At 58.2% G+C, this 22,388-nt stretch carries 24 protein-coding genes; 8 read left to right on the top strand and 16 right to left on the bottom strand.

Annotated features, from left to right (window positions below):
* Complete coding sequence (pbpG, locus tag AB8W27_RS06925) at positions 1–933, bottom strand: D-alanyl-D-alanine endopeptidase (RefSeq protein WP_041923740.1); 933 nt, start codon at positions 931–933, stop codon at positions 1–3.
* A 167-nt stretch (positions 934–1,100) separates the two neighbouring features.
* On the bottom strand, positions 1,101–1,688 hold the full coding sequence (locus AB8W27_RS06920) for a Yip1 family protein (protein ID WP_007762538.1): 588 nt from the start codon (positions 1,686–1,688) through the stop codon (positions 1,101–1,103).
* A 189-nt stretch (positions 1,689–1,877) separates the two neighbouring features.
* Here AB8W27_RS06920 and AB8W27_RS06915 point away from each other — a divergent pair, with 189 nt between their 5' ends.
* Positions 1,878–2,444: a DedA family protein gene (locus AB8W27_RS06915; protein ID WP_015741840.1), complete on the top strand. Its 567-nt coding sequence runs from the start codon at positions 1,878–1,880 to the stop codon at positions 2,442–2,444.
* Here the strand turns inward: AB8W27_RS06915 and AB8W27_RS06910 are convergent.
* Positions 2,441–3,214 (bottom strand): SDR family oxidoreductase, encoded by a 774-nt coding sequence (locus AB8W27_RS06910; RefSeq protein ID WP_007762541.1) that lies wholly within the window; start codon positions 3,212–3,214, stop codon positions 2,441–2,443. The two genes, AB8W27_RS06915 and AB8W27_RS06910, sit on opposite strands and share 4 nt — an antisense overlap.
* A gap of 172 nt (positions 3,215–3,386) precedes the next feature.
* On the opposite strand from AB8W27_RS06910, the gene yohP reads away from it, so the two are divergent.
* The gene (yohP, locus tag AB8W27_RS06905) at positions 3,387–3,470 is read left to right on the top strand and encodes a small membrane protein YohP (protein ID WP_000691708.1); all 84 of its coding nucleotides are present in this window, start codon (positions 3,387–3,389) and stop codon (positions 3,468–3,470) included.
* A gap of 36 nt (positions 3,471–3,506) precedes the next feature.
* Here yohP and AB8W27_RS06900 read toward each other — a convergent pair whose 3' ends face one another.
* On the bottom strand, positions 3,507–4,463 hold the full coding sequence (locus AB8W27_RS06900) for an MBL fold metallo-hydrolase (protein WP_041923741.1): 957 nt from the start codon (positions 4,461–4,463) through the stop codon (positions 3,507–3,509).
* Between the two features lie 75 nt (positions 4,464–4,538).
* Between AB8W27_RS06900 and AB8W27_RS06895 the strand changes: the two genes are divergently transcribed.
* Complete coding sequence (locus AB8W27_RS06895) at positions 4,539–5,462, top strand: LysR family transcriptional regulator (protein WP_041923742.1); 924 nt, start codon at positions 4,539–4,541, stop codon at positions 5,460–5,462.
* A gap of 2 nt (positions 5,463–5,464) precedes the next feature.
* On the opposite strand, the gene dusC is transcribed toward AB8W27_RS06895, so the two are convergent.
* From dusC to AB8W27_RS06880, 3 genes are all read right to left on the bottom strand, one after another.
* Positions 5,465–6,397, bottom strand: coding sequence for a tRNA dihydrouridine(16) synthase DusC (gene dusC / locus AB8W27_RS06890; protein WP_041923743.1), 933 nt, complete (start codon positions 6,395–6,397; stop codon positions 5,465–5,467).
* A gap of 72 nt (positions 6,398–6,469) precedes the next feature.
* Positions 6,470–6,769, bottom strand: a complete 300-nt coding sequence (locus AB8W27_RS06885; RefSeq protein ID WP_007776551.1) for a helix-turn-helix domain-containing protein — start codon at positions 6,767–6,769, stop codon at positions 6,470–6,472.
* Complete coding sequence (locus tag AB8W27_RS06880) at positions 6,770–7,117, bottom strand: type II toxin-antitoxin system RelE/ParE family toxin (RefSeq protein WP_015741845.1); 348 nt, start codon at positions 7,115–7,117, stop codon at positions 6,770–6,772.
* A 253-nt stretch (positions 7,118–7,370) separates the two neighbouring features.
* Between AB8W27_RS06880 and AB8W27_RS06875 the strand changes: the two genes are divergently transcribed.
* From AB8W27_RS06875 to sanA, 4 genes are all read left to right on the top strand, one after another.
* Entirely contained in the window at positions 7,371–7,772 is a 402-nt protein-coding gene (locus tag AB8W27_RS06875) for a CidA/LrgA family protein (RefSeq protein WP_007699662.1), read from the top strand.
* Complete coding sequence (locus tag AB8W27_RS06870) at positions 7,769–8,464, top strand: CidB/LrgB family autolysis modulator (RefSeq protein ID WP_015741847.1); 696 nt, start codon at positions 7,769–7,771, stop codon at positions 8,462–8,464. Before AB8W27_RS06875 ends, AB8W27_RS06870 begins: the two co-directional genes overlap by 4 nt.
* Before the next feature lie 129 nt (positions 8,465–8,593).
* The gene (gene cdd / locus AB8W27_RS06865) at positions 8,594–9,478 is read left to right on the top strand and encodes a cytidine deaminase (protein ID WP_015741848.1); all 885 of its coding nucleotides are present in this window, start codon (positions 8,594–8,596) and stop codon (positions 9,476–9,478) included.
* A gap of 124 nt (positions 9,479–9,602) precedes the next feature.
* Positions 9,603–10,316 (top strand): outer membrane permeability protein SanA, encoded by a 714-nt coding sequence (sanA, locus tag AB8W27_RS06860; protein WP_004387784.1) that lies wholly within the window; start codon positions 9,603–9,605, stop codon positions 10,314–10,316.
* 224 nt (positions 10,317–10,540) lie between these two features.
* Here sanA and mglC read toward each other — a convergent pair whose 3' ends face one another.
* The 7 genes from mglC to AB8W27_RS06825 all read right to left on the bottom strand — a co-directional run bounded on the left by mglC (position 10,541) and on the right by AB8W27_RS06825 (position 18,719).
* Positions 10,541–11,551, bottom strand: a complete 1,011-nt coding sequence (gene mglC / locus AB8W27_RS06855) for a galactose/methyl galactoside ABC transporter permease MglC (protein ID WP_007762569.1) — start codon at positions 11,549–11,551, stop codon at positions 10,541–10,543.
* Between the two features lie 15 nt (positions 11,552–11,566).
* Positions 11,567–13,087, bottom strand: coding sequence for a galactose/methyl galactoside ABC transporter ATP-binding protein MglA (mglA, locus tag AB8W27_RS06850; RefSeq protein WP_007762571.1), 1,521 nt, complete (start codon positions 13,085–13,087; stop codon positions 11,567–11,569).
* A gap of 81 nt (positions 13,088–13,168) precedes the next feature.
* On the bottom strand, positions 13,169–14,167 hold the full coding sequence (mglB, locus tag AB8W27_RS06845; protein WP_015741850.1) for a galactose/glucose ABC transporter substrate-binding protein MglB: 999 nt from the start codon (positions 14,165–14,167) through the stop codon (positions 13,169–13,171).
* Positions 14,168–14,450: 283 nt separating this feature from the next.
* Complete coding sequence (galS, locus tag AB8W27_RS06840; protein WP_015741851.1) at positions 14,451–15,476, bottom strand: HTH-type transcriptional regulator GalS; 1,026 nt, start codon at positions 15,474–15,476, stop codon at positions 14,451–14,453.
* Positions 15,477–15,631: 155 nt separating this feature from the next.
* Positions 15,632–16,789 carry a DUF418 domain-containing protein YeiB gene (yeiB, locus tag AB8W27_RS06835; protein ID WP_015741852.1) on the bottom strand — a complete coding sequence of 386 codons (1,158 nt, stop codon included), beginning with the start codon at positions 16,787–16,789 and terminating at the stop codon, positions 15,632–15,634.
* Positions 16,790–16,797: 8 nt separating this feature from the next.
* On the bottom strand, positions 16,798–17,469 hold the full coding sequence (gene folE, locus AB8W27_RS06830; protein ID WP_007762579.1) for a GTP cyclohydrolase I FolE: 672 nt from the start codon (positions 17,467–17,469) through the stop codon (positions 16,798–16,800).
* 125 nt (positions 17,470–17,594) lie between these two features.
* Positions 17,595–18,719 carry a YbfB/YjiJ family MFS transporter gene (locus AB8W27_RS06825; protein ID WP_041923744.1) on the bottom strand — a complete coding sequence of 375 codons (1,125 nt, stop codon included), beginning with the start codon at positions 18,717–18,719 and terminating at the stop codon, positions 17,595–17,597.
* A 123-nt stretch (positions 18,720–18,842) separates the two neighbouring features.
* Between AB8W27_RS06825 and fghA the strand changes: the two genes are divergently transcribed.
* On the top strand, positions 18,843–19,673 hold the full coding sequence (gene fghA / locus AB8W27_RS06820) for an S-formylglutathione hydrolase (RefSeq protein ID WP_015741854.1): 831 nt from the start codon (positions 18,843–18,845) through the stop codon (positions 19,671–19,673).
* Between the two features lie 161 nt (positions 19,674–19,834).
* Here the strand turns inward: fghA and AB8W27_RS06815 are convergent, their stop codons facing one another.
* On the bottom strand, positions 19,835–21,304 hold the full coding sequence (locus tag AB8W27_RS06815; RefSeq protein WP_015741855.1) for an amino acid permease: 1,470 nt from the start codon (positions 21,302–21,304) through the stop codon (positions 19,835–19,837).
* 187 nt (positions 21,305–21,491) lie between these two features.
* On the bottom strand, positions 21,492–22,358 hold the full coding sequence (yieE, locus tag AB8W27_RS06810) for a DNA-binding transcriptional regulator YeiE (RefSeq protein WP_041923745.1): 867 nt from the start codon (positions 22,356–22,358) through the stop codon (positions 21,492–21,494).
* Between the last annotated feature and the right edge of the window lie 30 nt (positions 22,359–22,388).

Raw genomic sequence — 22,388 nt, 5'->3', positions numbered from 1 at the left:
TTATTCGACGCTGTTATTGGCCATTTGCGCCGCTTTCTGGCGCTTATAGCTCAGCGCCGCTTCAGGCACCGGTTGCGCCTTGCCGGTTTCAAGCCAGGTACGCAGACGGCTGGCGTCAGCAAAGTGAGTGTATTTGCCAAAGGCGTCCATCACCACCAGCGTGACCGGGCGGTTTTTAATCAGCGTACGCATCATCAGGCAATGCCCCGCCGCGTTGGTAAACCCGGTTTTGGTCAGCTGGATATTCCAGTTATCGCGGTAGACCAGATGGTTGGTGTTACGAAACGGCAGCGTATACGCCGGGTTCGCGAACGTCGCCATCTCTTCGCGCGTGGTGCTGAGCTGGCCAATCAGCGGATACTGTTTGGTCGCGATTAACAGCTTCGTGAGATCGCGCGCGGTAGAGACGTTGTGGATGGACAGCCCCGTCGGCTCCACAAAGCGCGTGTTGCGCATGCCGAGCGCTTTCGCTTTGGCGTTCATGGCGCGAATAAACGCGTCGTAGCCGCCCGGGTAGTGATGCGCGAGGCTTGCCGCCGCGCGGTTTTCCGACGACATCAGCGCCAGCAGCAGCATATTTTTACGGCTGATCTGGCTGTTTAAGCGCACCCGCGAATAGATCCCTTTCATTTCCGGCGTATGGCTGATATCCACCGTCAGCATCTCATCCAGCGGCAGACTGGCGTCGAGCACGACCATCGCGGTCATCACTTTGGTAATCGACGCGATCGGGCGCACCAGATCCGGGTGGCTTGAGAACAGCACTTCATTGGTGCGCAGATCGACTATCATGGCGCTGCCGGAAGCAATTTGCGGCTCGGCGGCGGCAACAGGCGACGCGGCGGCTTTCGCGGCGGCCAGCGCCGGGGTGGAAAGCGGCGCGGCCAGCAGCAGCGCGAGACTTAACAGAGAAAGACGAATTTTTGTCGACATGGCGAAAGTTCGGAAAATAATTCACGCGCGTAATTAAACGCACCGCCACCAATGGAAAAAGCTATTGATGGCTGGCGCGGGCATCATACTCCGGCCTTCGCGTTTCCCGCTACAGAAGATTCAGCGCAGGGCGCGGTGCCGCCGGTTTTTTAGACCGGCGGCACGCGTCAGAACAGACGATAACCGTAGCCCCACAGCAGGACCGTCAGGGCCAGCAACACTTCCAGCAGCAGCACGCCGATAGCCAGCGTTGAACCGGAAAAGCGCAGCCCCTCTTCCTGGTTAATATTGAGAAACGCCGGAATGCCGATATACAGCAGATAGCCGGTATAAAGCAGCGCCAGCGTGCCCGCCAGCGCGCAGAGCCACACCAGCGGATAGAGCGCCACGATGCCGCTTAAAAAGAGCGGCGTCGCCACATAGCCCGCAAAGACCATACAGCCTGCGAGCGACGGGCGGCGCGGATAGTCGCGCGCCATCCACCAGATGACCCGCCCCATGACCGCCACACCGGCCAGCATCAGCGCATAGAACAGCACAGCCAGATAAAAACCGGTAAAGAGCGACAGCTTCACCACATTGCCGTCGCCGAAATCCCAGCCAATCTGGGTGGTGCCGATAAACGCGCACAGCACGGGAATGGCCGCCATGATGAGTACGTGGTGGGTATAGTGATGCGACACGGTTTCGTTTTCGCGACGAATCATCTGCATTTCGCGGAAAGGATGGGACAGAAGCCCCCAGACATGGTTCATAACGCCCCCTGACACAGGCCGCCCGGAACGGGTGCTTTAAGTATAATCCAGCCTGCGTGATTAAAAAGTAAACAGCACAAAAACACGTGGGCCGTTGTACGAGCAGGGTATGGCGGGCGCGTTATACTTTCGGTTTCGCGCGTGGCGCGAAGAGAAGAGAGGTATGACAAACGGGAGTAAGTGGAATTTATGGATATCAATAACCTGATTGAGCAGTACGGTTATGTGACGCTCTTACTGGGCAGCCTTGCCGAAGGCGAAACGGTCACGCTGCTGGGCGGCGTGGCGGCGCATGAAGGGCTGCTGCGCTTTCCGCTGGTGGTGCTGGTGGTGGCGCTCGGCGGCATGATTGGCGACCAGGCGCTTTACCTGTTAGGCCGTCGGTTCGGCACCCGGGCACTTGAGCGCTTTTCCGGCAAGCAAAAGCAAATCGCCCGTGCGCAGACGCTTATTCAGCGCCATCCGGCGTGGTTTGTGATTGGCACGCGCTTTATGTATGGCTTTCGCATTGTCGGCCCGCTGTTAATCGGCGCGAGCCGGGTTCCGCCGAAGCTCTTTGTGCCGCTGAATATTCTCGGGGCGCTGGTCTGGGCGACGCTGTTCACTACGCTGGGTTATCTGGGCGGACAGGTCATCGAGCCGTGGCTGCATCGCCTCGATCATCATCTCAAACAGCTGGTATGGGTGGCGCTGGCGGTGGGCATTGTGCTGCTGCTGCGCTGGCTGTGGCGTAAACGCAGCAGCAGAGAGGATTAAGCCTTCGGTTTAAACTGCGGGTTGGCAAGCGTAAACCCGCCGTCGATGATAAACGACTGGCCGGTGGTGTAGGTGGCGCCCTCAGAGCACAGCCACGCGACAATGCTGGCAATCTCATCGGTTTCGCCAGGGCGCGCTATCGGGATATTCGGCATCGAGCCGGGTTTCGCGTCGCCCTCTTCCATATCGTTCATCGGCGTGGCGATAGCGCCGGGCGCGACGGCATTCACGAGAATATTATGCTCTACGAGTTCCAGCGCCATTGATTTGGTCAGGCCGCCGAGCGCATGTTTAGCAGCGGTGTAAGCGCTCGCCTCCGGCAGCGGCGTATGTTCATGCACCGAGGTGATATTCACAATGCGCCCGCCCTGCCCCTGCTTCACCATCGCTTTGGCGGCGATTTGCGAGCACAGGAACGCGCCGTCCACGTCCACCGTCTGGATACTGCGCCACTCATCAAACGTCATCTCCAGAAACGGCTTTTTGATCATCGCGCCCGCGTTATTCACCAGCGCGTCGATACGGCCGAAGCGATCGATAAGCGTCTGGATGGCGTTCGCGCCTTCCGGCAGATGACTGAGGTTGAGCTGGATAAGCTCGGCGCGCCGCCCCAGGCTTTCGACTTCCTGCGCGGTCTCTTTCGCGCCTTTATCATCGCTGTGCCAGGTAATGCCGATATCAAACCCCTGCTTTGCGAGAAAAACCGCACACTTCTTGCCGATGCCTGAATCTGACGCGGTGACGATGGCCACTTTGTTTGCAGAACTCATGGTGCCTCCGGGAGTTGCGTTAAAGCGTTAAGTATAGCGAGGCCTGAACATTCGGCACCGGGGAGGGAAAAACGCCATCCGCACTTTTTTCTGCCGCCTTTGCAGGAGCTTCTATACTGATAATTACCTTCATGGATCAACGAGATCCCGCAAAGACAATAAGGAGTAAGTGATGAAAATCATTCTGTGGGCGGTACTGATTATTTTTCTGATTGGGCTGTTGGTGGTCACGGGCGTGTTTAAAATGATCTTCTGATGTACCGGGCGCCGCCTGTTCGCGGCGCCCTTTACGTTACTTCGCGCCGTGGCTGCTGTAGTTGACCGGCACCCAGCGATACCCGTCTCCCTGCGCTTTAATCTTCCCAATCCCCGGAAACGCGATATGCGCCGATGCCACCCAGGCATTGCTCTGCGCCGCCATGTTCAGCGTTTTCTCCCGCATGACCACCGCCTCGTCCTGATTGACGTCAAAATGAATCGCCACCTGCGGCTGCGGCATCTGCACCGCTTTCACATGGATAATGTCGCCCCACAGCAACAGCGTTTCGCCGCTGCGGCTCACTTTATAGATAACGCTGCCAGGCGTGTGACCGGGCGCGGCCAGCGCTTCAATGCCGGGCATAATTTGCGTGGGCGCGCGGAACGCCTTCATCTTTCCGGCGCGGATCACCGGGCGCAGCGACCGTTCAGATTCCGCAAACGTGTGGCGCTGGCTGGCTTCTACTTCCTTCTCGCGCGCCGGGTTCAGCCAGAGATCGAGATCGCGCTGATCCACCCGCACGGTGGCGTTCGGGAAGACCGGTTTACCGTCGCGCTGTACGCCGCCGGAGTGATCGGCGTGAACGTGCGTGAGCAATACCGTGTCGATTTGCGACGGATCGATACCGGCGGCGCGCAGGTTTTCCGGCAGATGACCGCCGTTATTCCCCAGCAGCGCGCCCGCGCCAGTGTCCACCAGGATGAGTTTATCGCCCGTGTTAATGACATAGGCGTTGATAGAGGTTTCGACCTGCGGCGTCAGCGCGTCATCGGCGAGGCGCGCGTTGAGAGCGTCGGGCGCGATGCGGGTGAGCAGTTTATCGGCGGGAATGGTCACGGTGCCGTCAGACACCGCCGTTATCTGCCAGTCGCCCAGCATCATGCGGTAATAGCCCGGCGCCTGGGCGTTGTTGACGGCCATCGGGGCCGCGCACAGCGGCGCGCCCAGCGCGACGGTGAAAAGAGCCAGTAAGGTAGCGGCGGTTTTCATGGTATTTCTCCAGGTGATTTATCTTGCTGAAGTATCCACGCCGCACTAGTATCACTCCAATTGATTGGAGCCATAATGACTATCAAAGAAAACGATTTCCGCAAAATCGACCTTAACCTGCTCATCGCTTTCGCCGTGCTGTTTCGCGAGCAGAGCGTGTCGCTCGCGGCCGATAAACTGCATCTCGGGCAGCCTGCGGTCAGCGGCGCGCTCGCACGCCTGCGCGATATGTTCGACGATCCGCTGTTTATCCGCAGCGGCCACCGGATGCAGCCGACCGCGCGCGCCGTCGCCCTGCATGGCGAGCTGATGCCGCTGCTGGAGCAGCTCCAGTCGGCGCTGTTTCAGCAGGCTGAATTCCACCCGCAGCAGGCGAGCGCCACTATTACGCTTGGCATGACCGACTGGGTGGAGATGTGGCTGATGCCGCAATTGATCCCGGCGCTGCGTGAGGCCGCGCCTGGCCTGCGGCTTAACGTGGTGGCGAGCTCGCCGTTTAGCGATCCGCGCCGCCTGGAAGAAGGCGAACTGGATATGGCGATAAGCGTGGCGCAGGCCGGGCCGCGCTGGCAGGAGCGCGAGGTGCTGGTCAGTATGCCTTTCGTGACGCTCTGGCACCCCTCGCAGCTCCGCCTCGCCGCACCGCTGACGCTCAGCGATTACGTGCGCGAACCGCACCTGATGGTGACGTACCGCGAGGCGACCAGCAGCCTTATCGACACGCTGCTGGCGCGTCAGGGAGAAAGCCGCCGCATTTGTTACACCACGCCGCACTTCGCGGGCCTGCCTGGTCTTCTGATGCAGATGTCCGCGCTCGCGACCGTGCCCGCCGGGCTGTGCGATATGTGGCAGACGGCCTGGGGACTGACGTCGAGCCCGGTGCCGCTCGACGTGCCGCCGTTTGAGGTGGCGCTGCTCTGGCATCAGCGCCATAACAGCGATCCGGCGTTGATGTGGTTGCGCGGGTTTATTCAGCGGCTGGTGGCGAACGGCGAATAACGTCAGTGACGGTTGATGGCGTCGGCAATAGCCGCTGAGGTGGTTAACGCGCGGATTTCGCGGAAAAGCTCTGTCGCCTCGGCGTACTCTTTACGCAGATAGCCCAGCCACTGCTTGATGCGCGCTACGTGGTACATGCCCGTATCGCCCTGTTTCTCAAGCCGGGTGTACTGTTGCAGCAATTGCACCACTTCCGGCCAGGGCATACGCGGCTCGTTATATTTAATCACGCGGCTTAAATTCGGCACGTTGAGCGCGCCGCGGCCTATCATCACCGCGTCGCAGCCCGTCTCTGCCATGCAGGCCTGCGCGCTGGCGTAATCCCAGATTTCGCCATTGGCGATAACCGGGATCGTCAACCGCTCGCGGATTTCGCCAATCGCCGCCCAGTTAATCCGCTCCGCTTTATAGCCATCTTCTTTAGTGCGCCCGTGCACCACCAGCTCCGTCGCGCCCGCCTGCTGGACGGCATCGGCGATTTCAAAACGGCGCGCGCCGCTGTCCCAGCCGAGACGGATTTTCACCGTTACCGGCAGGTGCGCAGGCACGGCTTCGCGCATCGCTTTCGCGCCGCGATAGATAAGATCCGGGTCTTTTAGAAGCGTGGCGCCGCCGCCGCTGCCGTTCACAAGCTTAGACGGGCAGCCGCAGTTGAGGTCAACGCCCCAGGAGCCCAGCGCCACCGCGCGGGCGGCGTTTTCCGCAAGCCACTGCGGATGCTGGCCGAGCAGTTGCACACGCACCCGCGTGCCGGACGGCGTGCGGCTCTCGTGATGCAGCTCCGGGCAGAGTTTATAAAACGATTTCACCGGCAGCAGGCTGTCCACCACGCGCAGAAACTCGGTGATGCAGAGATCGTAATCGTTCACGCCGGTGAGCAGTTCGCGCACCAGAGAATCAAGCACGCCTTCCATCGGCGCCAGTAAAACACGCATAACGCTACCCGTTAAAAAAAGAGGCGCTATGGTAGCGCCTCGCCGCCCCGAAAGGAATGCGCGAGCGCGGACTCAGAGCGTAAAACCGAAGCGCTGGCCGTCCGGCAGCTCGACATCCAGACGCACCGTCCCGCCGAGCGCTTCGACATAGCGTTTCAGCGTGGAGATTTTCATCTCGTTGCCGCGCTGTTCGATAGCCGCGACCGACGGCTGCGCGATGCCCATCTGGCGCGCCATCTCGGTTTGCGACACGCTGAGCGCCTCGCGCAGCGCATACAGGTGGGTTTCCAGCAGCAGCTGCGCCGTTTTCTCTTCAATGCGCGCGCGGGCCTCCGGGGTCTGCGCCGCCAGCACTTCATCAAACGTCTTCATCTATACCTCCCGGTGTGTCAGATAGTCGCTAAACAGTTTGTCAGCAACGCGCAGCATGACCTGATAAAACCGCTTTTCATTGCCTTTTTTATCCGCCGCGCACAGCACAATGGCGTAACGGTGCGGATCAAAAGCGTAAAAGGCGCGCAGGGGCCGTCCGGCGTGCTGGATCCGTAATTCCTTCATACCCGCGTGACGCGAGCCTTTAAGCGTGTCGGCATAGGGACGCCCCAGGTGCGGCCCTTTGATTTTCAGAAGCCCCAGCGCCGCCAGAACATCCTCCTGCAACGGTTGCGGTTGCGTCGCGAGCCAGCACTCAAACTCATGAGTGAGGTAAATAGTCCACATGGCGCTCCTCCCTGTACGTTAGCGACTACCGTGAACGGCAAGGAGCGTTTTATAGATTGTAATCTATAGCCTCAAGGGAATCATTAGCGGTTTGCGTAACGCCGCGCAAAAAATTCACGCGGCCCGGAAAGGCTTACCGCGAACCTGAGCGGCAACTCGAAAGTTTAGGTATGCTGGGCTGGCTCCTGTGATCGGTAGCACAGTTTTCATTTTAATTGTATGATGAATGCGTTCGGTTTAAAGGTGACCTCCTATGAGCACAATGCTGACTTCTCTCTGGCAACTGGTACGCGCGTTTATTTTGATTTACGCCTGCCTCTATGCAGGTATCGCGATTGCCGCGCTGCTGCCGATTACTATCCCCGGCAGCATCATCGGCATGCTGATTCTTTTTGTGCTGCTCGCCTTTCAGATCCTGCCTGCAAAGTGGGTTCAGCCCGCCTGCAATCTACTGATCCGTTATATGGCGCTGCTGTTTGTGCCGGTGGGTATTGGCGTGATGCAATATTTCGACGTGCTGCAGGCGCAGTTCGGCCCGGTGGTGGTCTCCTGCTTTATCAGTACGCTGGTGGTGTTTATGGTGGTGAGCTGGAGCGCGCATCTGGCGCACGGCGAGCGCAAAGTGGTAGGCCAGGAAAGGAGCCGTGAGAAATGATCCAGAATATCTGGTGGTCGCTGCCGCTGACGCTGCTGGTGTTTTTCGCCGCCCGTAAGCTTGCCGCGCGTCTCAAAAGCCCGTTGCTCAATCCGCTGCTGGTCTGCATGGTGGTGTTGATCCCTTTTCTGATGCTGGCGCATATTCCTTATGAGCGCTATTTTCAGGGCAGCCGCATTCTGAATGATTTACTGCAACCCGCCGTGGTGGCCCTGGCGTTCCCGCTGTATGAACAGCTGCACCAGATCCGCGCGCGCTGGAAATCGATTATCACGATTTGTTTCGCCGGGAGCGTGGTGGCGATGGTCACCGGCACCTCTGTTGCGCTGTTAATGGGCGCCAGCCCGGAGATCGCGGCATCGGTGCTGCCGAAATCCGTGACCACGCCGATTGCGATGGCCGTGGGCGGAAGCCTCGGCGGCATTCCTGCCATCAGCGCCGTTTGCGTGATTTTCGTGGGTATTCTCGGCGCGGTGTTCGGCCATGCCGTGCTGAATGTGATGCGAATAAAAACCAAATCCGCACGCGGGCTCGCGATGGGCACCGCCTCGCACGCCCTGGGTACGGCGCGCTGCGCGGAGCTGGATTACCAGGAAGGCGCGTTCAGTTCGCTGGCGCTGGTGATCTGCGGCATTATCACGTCACTGCTGGCGCCTTTTTTGTTCCCGCTTATTCTGGCGATATGGCGCTAAAACATGCGATATGTCGCGCATTTTCATTCTAAATTTCATTTGTTGCATAGCCAGTGAGAGTTAAATCACATATAAAGCCTCAGGAGCGCCGTAAACTACGGTTCTGGTTATCTATTTTGAGGCTTTGCCATGCACCCACGTTTTAAAACTGCCTTCGCACAGCTGCCGGCAGCGCTGCAAGCCGCGCTGGCGCCGCTGATTGCCGATATTCATTTCCCGGCGATGCTGAACGCTGAACAGGTCGCTGACATTCGCCGCCAGAGCGGTCTGGATGATGACGCGCTGGCCTTCGCGCTGCTGCCTTTAGCCGCCGCCTGCGCGCAGACTGAGATTTCTCATTTTAATGTGGGCGCTGTGGCCCGCGGCCTGAGCGGCAGCCTCTATTTTGGCGCCAACATGGAGTTTCGCGGCGCGGCGATGCAGCAGACCATTCACGCCGAGCAGAGCGCCATTACCCACGCCTGGATGCGCGGCGAAACCGGTCTTGCGGCCATTACCGTTAACTACACGCCGTGCGGCCACTGCCGTCAGTTTATGAATGAGCTGAACAGCGGGCTTACCCTTCGCATTAATCTGCCGGGGCGCGCGCCTTCACAGCTTGGCGATTACCTGCCGGACGCCTTCGGCCCGCGCGATCTTGATATTAAGACGCTGATTTTTGATACCGAAAATCATGGCTATGCGATTGAGGGCGACGCGCTGGCTCAGGCGGCGATCGCCGCGGCTAACCGCAGCCATGCGCCTTACAGCCAGTCGCCTTCCGGGCTCGCGATTGAAACCCGGGACAGCGCGGTCTTTACCGGCAGCTATGCCGAAAACGCGGCGTTTAACCCTTCGCTGCCGCCCTTGCAGGCTGCGCTGAACCTGCTGAGCCTGAACGGCTACGCGTGGGCGGATATCAAGCGCGTCGCGCTTGCCGAACTGAACGAGGCGACCATCGTTCAGCGTGATGCCACCGCTGCGACCCTGAACGCGCTGGGCTTCACCGGCCTTGAGCGGGTTACGCTCGCCTGAAATATCACAGCGGGCGCCCTGCCCGCTGTGACGAAAAATGCTTCAACCGGACGTTCGATTCTTGCTCTTGCCCGACGGGTAAAGTAGCCTTGAATCTCTTTCCTTTTTGCTTCGAGCTGCCTGAATGTTAAAGCGTTTGTTATACAGCCTGCTGGCCCTGATTGGCGTACTGCTGTTAACAGCGCTGCTGCTCGACCGCTGGATCAGCTGGAAAACCGCGCCTTACGTCTATGACGAGCTACAGGATTTGCCCTGGCGGCAGGTGGGCGTGGTGCTCGGCACCGCCAAATATTATCGCACCGGCGTCATTAATCAGTATTACCGCTACCGCATTCAGGGCGCGCTGAACGCCTATAACAGCGGCAAGGTGAATTACCTGCTGCTGAGCGGCGATAATGCCCAGCAGAGCTATAACGAGCCGATGACGATGCGCAAGGATTTGATAGCCGCAGGCGTCGATCCGGCGGATATCGTGCTGGATTACGCCGGTTTCCGCACGCTCGATTCTATCGTTCGCACCCGTCGGGTGTTTGATACCAACGATTTCATCATTATTACCCAGCGTTTCCATTGCGAGCGCGCGCTGTTTATCGCGCTGCATATGGGCATCCAGGCGCAGTGCTATGCGGTGCCGTCGCCGAAAAATATGCTGTCGGTGCGCGTACGCGAGTTCGGCGCGCGTTTAGGCGCGCTGGCGGATCTCTATATCTTTAAGCGCGAGCCGCGTTTTCTCGGCCCGCTGGTGCCGATCCCCGCCCTTAGCGAAGTGCCCGACGACGCGCAGGGTTACCCTGCCGTGACGCCCGAGCAGATGCTGGAATTGCAGAAGAAGAAGTAAACGCGGCGGCATGGTGGGTGCCACGTGGTGGGTGCGCTACGCTTACCCACCCTCCAAACCACCCTTTCATTTATGAACATATGGCGGGTGCGCTGCGCTTACCCATCCTACGGACTCGCATCCTTCGTTGTAGGGCGGGTAAGCGTAGCGCACCCGCCGTTACCCCTTTCCCCCGCCCATAAAAAAAGCCCCCGCAGGCGGAGGCTTTTTCGATGTAACGACGCTTATTTTTTACGCGCGTATTTCAGGGAATCCAGCGCTACCGCGAAAATAATAATCCCGCCCTTGATGATGTACTGCCAGTACGGGTTAATACCGATATACGTCAGGCCGTAGTTAATGACGGTGAAGATAATCACGCCGGTCACCACGCCAAGCACCGTACCCACGCCGCCGCTGAAGGAAACGCCGCCCACCACGCATGCCGCGATGGCGTCGAGCTCATACATAAAGCCCAGGTTGTTGGTGGCAGAGCCGATACGGCCCGCTTCCAGCATCCCGCCGAAAGCGTAGAACACGCCGGAGAGCGCATAAATCATCAGCAAGTTCAGCGCCACGTTCACGCCGGAGACTTTCGCCGCTTCCGGGTTGCCGCCGATAGCGAAAATGTTTTTACCGAAGCGGGTTTTGTTCCACAGGATCCAGACGAACGCTACGGCGATTAACGCGTAGAACGTAATGTAGGAGAGCCTGAAACTACCGAGCGCCACAAAGCCCTGCGTAAAGGTCGAGAAGCCGGAATCGAAGCCTGAAATCGGCGACGCGCCCACGAAGTCGTAATACAGCGAGTTAATACCGTAAACGATGATCATGGTGCCAAGGGTGGTAATAAACGGCGTCACGTTGAGGTACGCGATAATAACGCCGTTCACCAGGCCAATCACAGCGCCGATGGCGCAAACAATCAGGATCACCAGCGGAATCGGCATGGTCGCCATTTCCGGGAACACCTTATTGGCGTTTTCCATCGATTGCAGCAGCGTCGCCGCCACCACCGCAGCCAGACCCACCTGGCGCCCTGCGGAAAGGTCGGTCCCCTGGGTGACAATCAGCCCCGCCACGCCGAGTGCGATAATAATACGCACCGATGACTGGGTCAGAATATTACTTAAGTTCAGCAGGCTTAAAAACGTTGGATCCTGGAAAATAATAATGGCCAGCAACACTAAAAGGACGACGTAAATACCGCCCTCTTTCAGATAAGTGAGAAAACTCTTCTTATTTAACGCACTCATGAGGAGCCCCTGATATTAAAGGTGCAAAGACGCAAGACGCAGAATTTCATTTTGCGTCGTCGTTTTGGTGTCAACAATTCCGGAGACAAGGCCATTGCTCATTACCAGAATACGGTCAGTTATCCCTAACAGCTCAGGCATTTCTGAGGAGATAATAATGATCCCCTTGCCCTTTTTCGCCAGTTCAGCAATAAGCTGGTAGATTTCGAATTTCGCGCCTACGTCGATACCGCGCGTCGGCTCATCGAGCATTAAGATTTCCGGCTGGGTAAGCAGCCAGCGCCCGATAATGACTTTTTGCTGGTTACCGCCGGAAAGCGAACCAATTTGCGTGCGATGACCCGGCGTTTTAACACGCATTGAGTCAATCACCCACTGGGTATCGCTTTTCATGCGGGAATTATCCAGCAAGCCGATTTTGCTCTTATAGTTGCGAATATTGGAAATCAGGGAGTTGAAGCCGATATCCAGATAAGCGTAGATCCCCGTTGAGCGGCGCTCCTCGGTCACCAGCGCAAAGCCGTTATTAATGGCTTCATTCGCGCTGTGGTTATTGATCTTTTTGCCGTGCAGACTAATGGTTCCGCCGGATTTCTCGCGGATGCCAAATAAGGTTTCCACAATATCGGTGCGTTTCGCGCCCACCAGGCCCGCAATCCCGAGAATCTCGCCTTTATGTAGATCAAAGGAGACATCGCGAATCGACGGCTGGCGCAGCGAAGTCAGGTTGCGCACTTCAAGAATCACTTCACCCGGTTGGTTTTCACGATCCGGGAAGCGCTGGTTAAGCGAACGCCCCACCATCATGGCGATGATCTTATCCATGTCCAGGCCGTCGAGCGGCTGGGTGGCTATCCACTGGCCGTCGCGCAGGATGGTGATTTCATCGCACAGCTGGAAGATCTCTTCCATTTTGTGGGAAATATAGACGATACCGCAGCCGCGATCTTTCAGCTTACGGATAATCTTAAAGAGGTGATTGACTTCTTTCTCGGTCAGAGAAGACGTCGGTTCATCCATGATGACGATTTTGGCGTCATAGGAGAACGCTTTGGCGATTTCAATCATCTGCATCTGCGATACGGAAAGCGTACCCACGCGAGCTTTAGGATCGATATCAATATCGAGCTCGTCGAAAATCGCTTTGGTATCAAGATACATTTTTTCCTGGTCTACAAACATGCCTTTGGTCGGGTAACGGCCAAGCCACATGTTGTCCATGACGGAACGTTGTAATACCAGGTTTAATTCCTGATGCACCATTGATATTCCATTCTCAAGCGCCTCTTTGGCAGAATGGAAATCGATTTCTTTCCCCTGGAAAAGAATACTGCCGGAATCTTTTTGATAGATCCCGAAAAGACATTTTAATAACGTTGATTTGCCCGCGCCATTCTCACCCATCAGAGCATGAATAGAATGGGGACGAACTTTTAAATTAACGTTATCGAGTGCCTTAACGCCCGGGAAACTCTTGTTGATATTCGTCATTTCCAACAAGTATTCGCCTGACGACTGCGTATTATTGCTGACCATATTTATACCTGGCTGCGAGAGTGTTGTCTGAGCATGGCACGCTAAAGGGGGCGCAAAATGCGCCCCGTAAAAACTTGGCAATTATTTTTTGCTGGTGATTTCCGCCAGGTTGTCTTTATCAACACCGACATAAGGAATACGCACCACTTTGTTTTCAATTTTCCAGTCAGTGCCGTCTGCCGCGCCTTTGCCTGCCGCCAGGTTTTTGGCAAGGTCAAAGGTCGCTTTCGCCTGGTTGTTGGCATCGTTCAGCACGGTACCGGCCAGCGCGCCAGATTTCACCAGCGCCAGCGCTTCCGGCAGCGCATCCACGCCGAAGACCGGAACGGAAGATTTGTTGTGCGCTTTCAGCGCTTCTACCGCACCCATCGCCATGGCGTCGTTGTTGGCGATAACCACTTCGATTTTGTTAGCGTTCGGACCAGAGAGCCAGGCGTCCATTTTATCTTTCGCCTGAGCGGTGTCCCACATGGCGGTATCCAGCTGCAGCTGCTGGGTTTTGATGCCCTTGTCGTTCAGCTCTTTGATAACGTAAGTGGTGCGCGCTTCAGCATCCGGATGACCCGGCTCGCCTTTCAGCAGCACGTACTGGATCTGACCGTCTTTGTTCAGGTCCCAGCCCGCGTTGGCTTTCCAGTGCTTGGCAATCAGATCGCCCTGGATAATGCCGGATTCTTTAGAGTCGGTGCCCACGTAATAAGCTTTGTCATAGCTGTCCAGCGCTTTGCGGGACGGCTCTTTGTTGAAGAACACGATAGGGATGTTCTGACCGCGCGCTTTTTCAATAACGGTGCCTGCGGCAGCCGGGTCAACCAGGTTTATCGCCAGAGATTTGACGCCTTTCGCCAGCAGCACGTCAATCTGATCGTTCTGCTTGGACTGGTCGTTCTGGGAGTCGTTCATCAGCAGCTGAAAGTCAGGCGCCGCAGACGCGTCTTTTTCAATGGCTTTACGTACGACGGACATGAAGTTGTCGTCATATTTATAAATAGTTACGCCAATACGGTCAGCTGCCTGAGCCGCGGTGCCAAAGAGCATGCAGGACATAACGGCAGAGAGGGTCAACACCTTCTTATTCATGGTATCTCCGGTTTTTATGCAGGGTAGCAATCGTGAAAAACGGGCGGCAGGACGGTAAGGAAAAAAGCCTTACTGAATGCCGAAGTTCACTAATAAATAACGCTTCCATGCTCGGTAAGACTTCCAGTAACGCTTTTTTATCGTTCAGGGGCGGCAGATAACGTCAGTGTTAAATCGCCGTTACATAAAGTTTCAGGCCCATGAGACGCCGTCATCATAGTCAGCGCAATGTTAATATACTGTGAATTTACTCACAGATTGAAAGCGGTTACATCACCCTCGTTTATAAACTAGTGATCGGGGCCACATTTTGCCGCGCCGCCACAGAATGACGACGCACCAGCGTCGGCATAAAACAGTGCGTGGACGCCGGATCCAGCTCCCCTGCTGCGCCCTGTAACGCCAGTTCGGTGGCGAGACGCGCCATTGAGACCACCGGATAACGCACGGTCGTCAGTTGCGGGTCGGTGTAACGGGCAATCGGAATATCATCGAAACCAATGACTGACAGATGCTGCGGCACCAGAATGCCGTTATCTTTCAGCGCCGTCAGCGCGCCTGCCGCCATGCTGTCGTTATACGCAAACACAGCGGTAAGATGCAGGTTACGGCCCAGCAACTCCACCATCGCCGCCTCCCCGCCCTGCATGTCCGGACTGCCGGTACCCACCCAGCTTTCTGGCGGCTGTATACCCTCATCGGACAGCGCCCGCTGCCACCCTTCGCGGCGTTTGTCGTTATCATCAATGTGGTGACTGGAGGCGAGATAGCCGATGCGCTGATGTCCGCTGCTTTGCAGCATCCGCGTCGCCATCATCGCGCCGGTGACATTATCAAGACCGACGCAGCGATGCGCGTAACCCGGCACGATGCGGTTAATCAGCACCATGCCCGGCACGTGTTCGAGGAAGGTTGAAAGCTCGTCGTCGCTGAGCGATTTGGCATGCACGATAAGCGCGCTGCAGCGCTGGCGGATCAGCACTTCGATGGCGTGACGCTCTTTCTCCGCCTCGTGATAGCTGTTGCCGATAAGCACATACTTGCCGTGCTGCTGCGCCACCACGTCAACGGCTTTCACCAGCGCGCCGAAAAATGGATCGGAGACGTCCATCACGACGACGCCTATCGTGTCGCTGACCTGGGTGGCCAGCGCCTGGGCGTTCGCGTTCGGGCGGTAGCCCAGTTGCGTGACCGCCTGCATGACGGTTTCGCGCGTTTCGGGGCTGACCAGCGCGCTGTTATTGAGAACGCGGGAGACCGTCGCGACAGACACCCCTGCCAGACGGGCAACGTCACGAATGGTGATCATGGCGACCACCCTGAAGAGCTGAAATGCGTCTCACAGAAACCCCCTGTGTTAAGTCAGGTGGCTATTCTGGCAGTGCGCCCTCACGCGCTGCGTGAAGCGCATCACAGCGCTGGAAACGGTTACATGCGATTTGTTAACGATTGTGATCCAGATCGTTATCTGGATGATGCAGTTTGCGGTGCGCCTGCGGCAAGGCGCGTCAGACGGCGCCATACCCACTCCAGCGGCCCCTGGCGGAAATAACGCAGCCAGAGCACTGAGAAGGCGAGGTTAACGGCCCAGACCGCCGGAACAAATGCCAGCAGCGACAGCCGGTCGAACCTCATAAACAGGCCGAAGTGATTAAACAGCGTGGTGCAGATAAGGCTTTGCAGCAGATAGTTGGTGAGCGCCATCCGACCGACGCAGGCAACGGCGGTCATCAGTTTCAGGCGTCCCAGCCGCGGCCAGTAGCCGAAAACCAGCGCGGTATAGCCGAGCGCCTGCAGCGGCGCGCCAAGCTCGCGCGGCGCCTGAAGAAGAAACGCGCACCAGCGGTAGTCCCAGCCAAGCCGCCACTGAACGACTATCGCCGGCAGATTGATGATTATCCCCAGCGCCACCAGCCCTAACCCGGCGCGCCGGTAGTGACGCAGGCTGAATTCGCCGCGCAGCCAGCCGCTGCGCATCAGCGCCGCCCCGATAAGCATCATGCCCGCCAGCTGCCAGCCATACTGCGCGCCGAGCGCCAGCAGCATGGAGGAGAGCAGATCGAGGCGGCTGCGCACGGCCTCCATGCCCCCTTCCAGACGCCAGAATTTCTCATAGAACAGATCGGCCGCCTGCGGCGTCCAGGAACGGCTCATATGGTCGTCAGACATCATGCCGAGCAGCAACAGCACCGCAATGCCGATGAGATAAAGCACAACGCCGGTTTTAAACAGCGATTTGACGCTCTGGGCGTCGCGCACCATGCGCCAGCAGACCAGCCCCACCAGCCCGTAAGCCAGCAGAATGTCGCCATCCCAGATGAAAATCGCGTGCAGGAAACCAAGCAGCGCCAGCAGCGTCAGGCGCGCCTGGATCCAGCGCTTGCCGCGCGGCAACAGCATTTGCAGACCGGCGCCGAACAGCAACGCGAACAGCGTGAGGAATTTGACCTGGGCGAAGAGATCGAGCAGCGCCCAGGTCCAGGCGTCGCGGGAGGTAATATCGCCGTACCAGGCGGGGTTGAGATAAGCCGCCTTCGGGAGCCCAAAGGCGGTAATGTTGAGCAGAAGAATGCCGAGGATCGCCAGACCGCGTACCGCGTCGAGAGTGATATTCCTCGTCATCCTGCGTCTTAGCCGTTGTGGTGACGCACGGCGCGCAGAAACTCCTGGCGCGTGTTCTGGCTGGACTTAAACAGCCCGCCGAGCGAGGTGGTCGTGGTCGCGCTGGTGGCGTCGCGAATGCCGCGCGCTTTCACGCAGTAGTGCACCGCGTCTATCGATACCGCCACGTTATTGGTGCCAAGCAGCGTTTGCAGCGCCACCAGCACCTGCTGCGTCAGTCGCTCCTGCACCTGTGGACGTTGAGCGAAGAACTGCACGATGCGGTTGATTTTTGAAAGCCCAATTACCGCGTCTTTCGGAATATACGCGACGGTCGCTTTACCATCGATGATCACAAAATGGTGTTCACAGGTGCTGGTCAGGGTGATATCGCGCACCGTGACCATTTCATCCACCTTCATTTTATTCTCAATGACGGTTATCTTCGGGAAATTGGCGTAATCGAGGCCGGAGAAAATCTCATCCACATACATTTTCGCGATGCGATGCGGGGTTTCCATCAGGCTGTCATCGCTCAGATCCAGGTTAAGCAGCTGCATGATTTCGGTCATGTGACCCGCGATAAGGCGCTTGCGGGTTTCGTTATCCAGTTCGTTGACCGGCGGACGCAGTGGCGTCTCCAGACCGCGCGCGACCAGCGCTTCATGAACCAGGGCCGCTTCTTTACTGAGTGATGGCATTGTTATTTTCTCCTGCAGGTGTAACCAGACTCTGCCCGGCCGGGGCTGAGCGTGGGCTCATTGTGCGTGAGCGAACGCACATAATCCAGTGGCCGGGGCGAAATTGTTGAAATCGTCGCGGCCTTTCAGGCACGCCGGAAGACCAGCGCGCCGCCGATAAAGAGCGCCACGCCCGCCAGCCATAATGCGGGCTCCAGCTGGCCGGTAAAGTGGCTGGAGAGCGCCGATGTTACCGGCCCGACGAGCTGGCCTATCGCATAACCGGTGGTGAGCAACCCGGCGAGATAACGCGTATGCTGCGGCGCCAGCTCGCGTCCACATTGTAATGAGAGCTGCACCGCGCACAAAAAACCGCCGCCGACCAGAAGCGATCCTACCACCAGCCCGGACAGCCCCGGCAGCAGCGCCGCCGCCAGCACGCCGAGCCCCTGAAGCCAGAGCACGACGGCGAGCCGCTGCGACGCCGTACCGCGCGTGCGCCAGAGAATGCCGAGCGCGATCCCGGCGACCGAGGCCGCGCCGAACACCGGCCAGACAAATTGCGCGAACAGACTGCCAGGAAAGCGCGCCGCCGCCATCTGCGATAAAAACGTGGCGGGCAGAATATAGCCGTAGCCCGCCAGACTGTAGCTCCAGACCAGTCTTTTCAGCGCGGGCGTGAGTTCCAGCGGCGCGGGTGGCGTATCCGCCCGGTGCAGCTCGCCTTTGCGGGGTAAATAACGGGCGATAAGCGCAATCAGCGCGAACGCCAGCGTGCCGTAAATCACCCAGCCCTGCGCCGCGCTGAGCGCCGCGCCGTGGATCCAGACCGCCAGCAGACCGCTGATGGTGATGCCGACGCCGGGACCGGCGAAGACCGCCGCGCTTAAACCCGGCCTGCCGTGATGGGCCAGATGTTCGTTGGTCCAGCCTGCCGCCATCACCAGCGCCCAGCCGCTCATGCAGCCAATCACGAAGCGCACCACGCCGTGCGACCACGGGCCGTCCGCCAGCGCGGAAATCAGCGTCAGCAGCACCGCTCCCCAGACGCCCATATGCAGCCGGTATTCGACATGGCGGTGAGCGCGCATGGCGTCCCAGGCGCCGAGCAAATAGCCAAGATAGTTGGCGGCGGCCACAAGACCCGCGCTGGTGAGCGTCAGTTCGCCCTCGCCCACCATGAGCGGCACCTGCGGCGTAAACGCGAACCGCCCGATCCCCATCGCCACCACCAGCGCCAGAAAGCCGGTTAATGCAATACGCAGCGCCACGCCGCCCCCATTTGTTAAAATAAAGTTATCAATATGATGCGCTATGATCCCGGCCCGGTGAAGTGAAACTTGCTCACCTGGCGTATAGACTGCACTATCCGGGTTTGAACAAAAGGAGCCTCTATGGAACTGCTCGAAGAACACCGCTGTTTTGGCGGTTTACAACAGCGCTGGCGTCACGACTCCCGCGTGCTTAACTGCCCGATGACCTTCAGCATCTATCTCCCGCCCGACGCGCAGACCCCGCCGCCGGTGGTATGGTGGCTGTCCGGGCTGACCTGTAGCGATGAGAATTTCACCACCAAAGCGGGCGCGCAGCGGGTGGCCGCTGAGCTTGGCCTGGCGCTGGTGATGCCGGATACCAGCCCGCGCGGCGACGCGGTGGCGGATGACGCCAGTTACGATCTCGGCAAAGGCGCGGGCTTTTACCTGAACGCCACCGAGGCGCCGTGGGCTGCGCACTACCGGATGTTTGATTATCTGAGCAATGAGCTGCCGCAGGTACTGGCGGAGAACTTTACGCTGGCGCCGAAGGCGGCGATTAGCGGGCATTCGATGGGCGGCCACGGGGCGCTTATCATGGCGCTGAAAAATCCGGGACGTTTTAGCTCGGTGTCGGCGTTCGCGCCGATTGTGAACCCTACCGAGGTGCCGTGGGGTAAAAAAGCGTTCGCGGCGTACCTGGGAGATGACGAGAGCCAGTGGCGCCAGTGGGATAGCTGCGCGTTGATGGAGCAGGCGTCAGCGGAAAACGCGATCCCGACGCTTATCGATCAGGGCGACAGCGATCCGTTTTTCGGCGAACAGCTCCAGCCGGAGCGGCTTGATGAAACGGCGCGCGAGGCGGGCTGGCCATTAACGTTGCGTATGCAGCCGGGTTACGACCACAGCTATTATTTTATCGCCACGTTTATTGAAGAGCATTTGCGCTTTCACGCGCAGCATTTGCGTTAACAGGGCGTGATTCGAAGGGAGTAATACGGCACGGGTGGGTGCGCTTCGCTTACCCACCCAACATTCTTTGCACCTTATATAGCCCAGGGCGGGTAAGCGCAGCGCACCCGCCTTCATCAAAAAACACCCAATAAAAAAGGGCGCCTTACGCGCCCTTTGCTTTATTTTTTCAGATGATCGGGGAATTCCATATCGCGATAACTTACGAAACGGGAGCCCTTCGTCAGCTTGTAGCCAAACCAGATAATCAGGAACAGCGGAATGCCGATATAGGTCGCCGCGACGGCAGCCCAGTCAATGGTATCCGCGAGGAACGCCTGATAGTTCTGGCCCAGCGTAATAATCAGGCACAGCACGAAGGCGAAAATCGGGCCCAGCGGGAAGAAACCGGAACGATACGGCAAATCGTTGATATCGTTGCCTTGCAGCACATAGCCGCGACGGAAACGGTAATGGCTGATGGCGATGCCAAGCCAGGCGATAAAGCCCGTCATCCCGGAGGTGTTCAACAGCCACAGATAGACCGTCTGGTTGCCGAACATTGAGGTCAGGAAGCACAGACCGGCGATAATCGTGGTCGCGTACAGCGCGTTGCGCGGCACGCCGCCTTTCGACAGCTTCGAGAAAATGCGCGGCGCTTTGCCGTCGCAGGCGAGCGTATAGAGCATACGGGTGGAGGCATACATCCCGGAGTTACCCGCCGAGAGCACCGCCGTCAGGATAACCGCGTTCATGATCGCCGCCGCCCCCAGCAGACCGGCATGCTCGAACACCAGCGTGAACGGGCTGACGCTAATATCTTTTACGTCGTTGCGCAGCAGGCTCGGGTCGGTGTATGGGATAATCAGGCTGATAATCAGGATAGCGAACACATAGAACAGCAGGATACGCCAGAATACCTGACGCACCGCGCGCGGAATGTTTTTCTCCGGCTCCTCGGATTCGCCCGCCGCGATGCCGATAAGCTCGGTGCCCTGGAAGGAGAAGCCGACTATCATCGCCACGCCAATCATCGCCGAGAAACCGCCTGCGAACGGCGCATCGCCAATCTTCCAGTTGCTCCATCCCGCCGGTTCTGAACCTTTGAAAATACCCACGATCATCGCAATACCCACCACGATAAAGATAATCACGGTGGTGACTTTGATTAACGAGAACCAGTACTCCGCTTCGCCGAAGCCTTTCACGGAAATCACGTTCAGCAGGAACATGATGCCGAGGAACAGCGCGCTCCAGATCCAGCCGGGCGTGTCCGGGAACCAGTAGCTCATGACCAGTTGTGAGGCCACGAGATCAACCGCGATGGTCACCGCCCAGTTGTACCAGTAGTTCCAGCCGAGCGCGAAGCCGAAGCCTTCTTCGACATATTTCTGGCCGTAGGTGGAAAACGAGCCCGATACCGGCATGTAGGCTGCCAGCTCGCCAAGGCTCGTCATCAGGAAATAGACCATCAGACCGATGAGAATATAGGAAAACAGCGCGCCGCCGGGGCCCGCCTGAGAAATGGTCGCTCCTGAAGCGACAAAAAGCCCTGTGCCGATGGAGCCGCCAATGGCGATCATGGTCAGGTGGCGCGCCTTCAGTTCGCGACGCAGCCCAGGCGCTTGTGTGGTTTTAGATTCGGAAACCATATAAAAATAATGCCCATCCATCAAAAGAGGCGCGATTGTAGCAGAGTTGCCGCAGAGCGCCTGGTGGAAATACGCGGTTATAAGAGAGCTTCATGATCGCTCGAGGATTATAAGTAAAGCAGCGAATCGGGGCGGCGGAAGGGAAAAAAACTGATGATGAGCGCGCCGTGTGACGCGCTCCGCGAAATCAAAGTTCGCAATAGCGCAGAAAACGCGCCAGCGCGCTGGAGAGATGTTTCTGACGGTGGTGAATGCGATAAAGCCGACGTATCAGCGGCGGCAGCGGCAGTTTTACTTCCACCAGCGAGCCGGTTTCCAGCTGTTCGGCAATCACCCGACGCGACAGGCAACTGACGCCAAGCCCGTGGCGCACCGCATGTTTAATGGCTTCTGAGTTGCCAAGCTCCATGCTGAGACGAAACTGCGGCAAATGCGACAGCAGCAGATAATCGACAATTTCGCGCGTACCGGAGCCTTTCTCGCGCAAAATCCACGGCATGGCGGCGAGCCGCTCCAGCGTGACCTCGCCTTCCAGCAAAGGACTCGCAGGTGAAGCGAACACCACCAGCTCATCCTCAAGCCACGGCTGCGCCACAATCTCCGCCATATGGCACGGCCCTTCGATAAGCCCGATATCCACGCGGAAATCGCACACCGCCTGCACCACGTCGAGGCTGTTGCCGACGCTCATCTCAAGCGGCAGATCCGGGAAGTCGCGACGGTAGCGGGCGATGATCTCCGGCAGAATATAGTTGCCGATGGTGCTGCTGGCGTAAACGCGGATAGCGCCGTTGTCATTACGAAACAGCCGTTCGATTTCGCCCGCCTGCTCCAGCAACGCCACGGTGCGCGGATATAACAGCCGCCCATGTTCATTCACGACCAGCCGCTTGCCGACGCGGTCGAACAGTTGCACCCCGAGCTGGCCTTCCAGATCGGTGAGCGCCGCGCTGACGGCAGACTGAGAGAGGGACAACATCTGTGAAGCCTGGGTCGTCGAGCCGCTTTTCAGCACTTCGGCGAACACTTCCAGCTGGCGTAAGGTGATGTGCATGATGACCTCGTGCGAACGCAACGGTGCTTA

The sequence above is a fragment of the Cronobacter turicensis genome, assembly GCF_041222865.1.
In the GTDB taxonomy this organism is placed as follows: Bacteria; Pseudomonadota; Gammaproteobacteria; order Enterobacterales; family Enterobacteriaceae; genus Cronobacter; species Cronobacter turicensis.
Note: the sequence above shows the minus strand (reverse complement) of the source record. Positions and strands in the feature narration are given on the sequence as shown.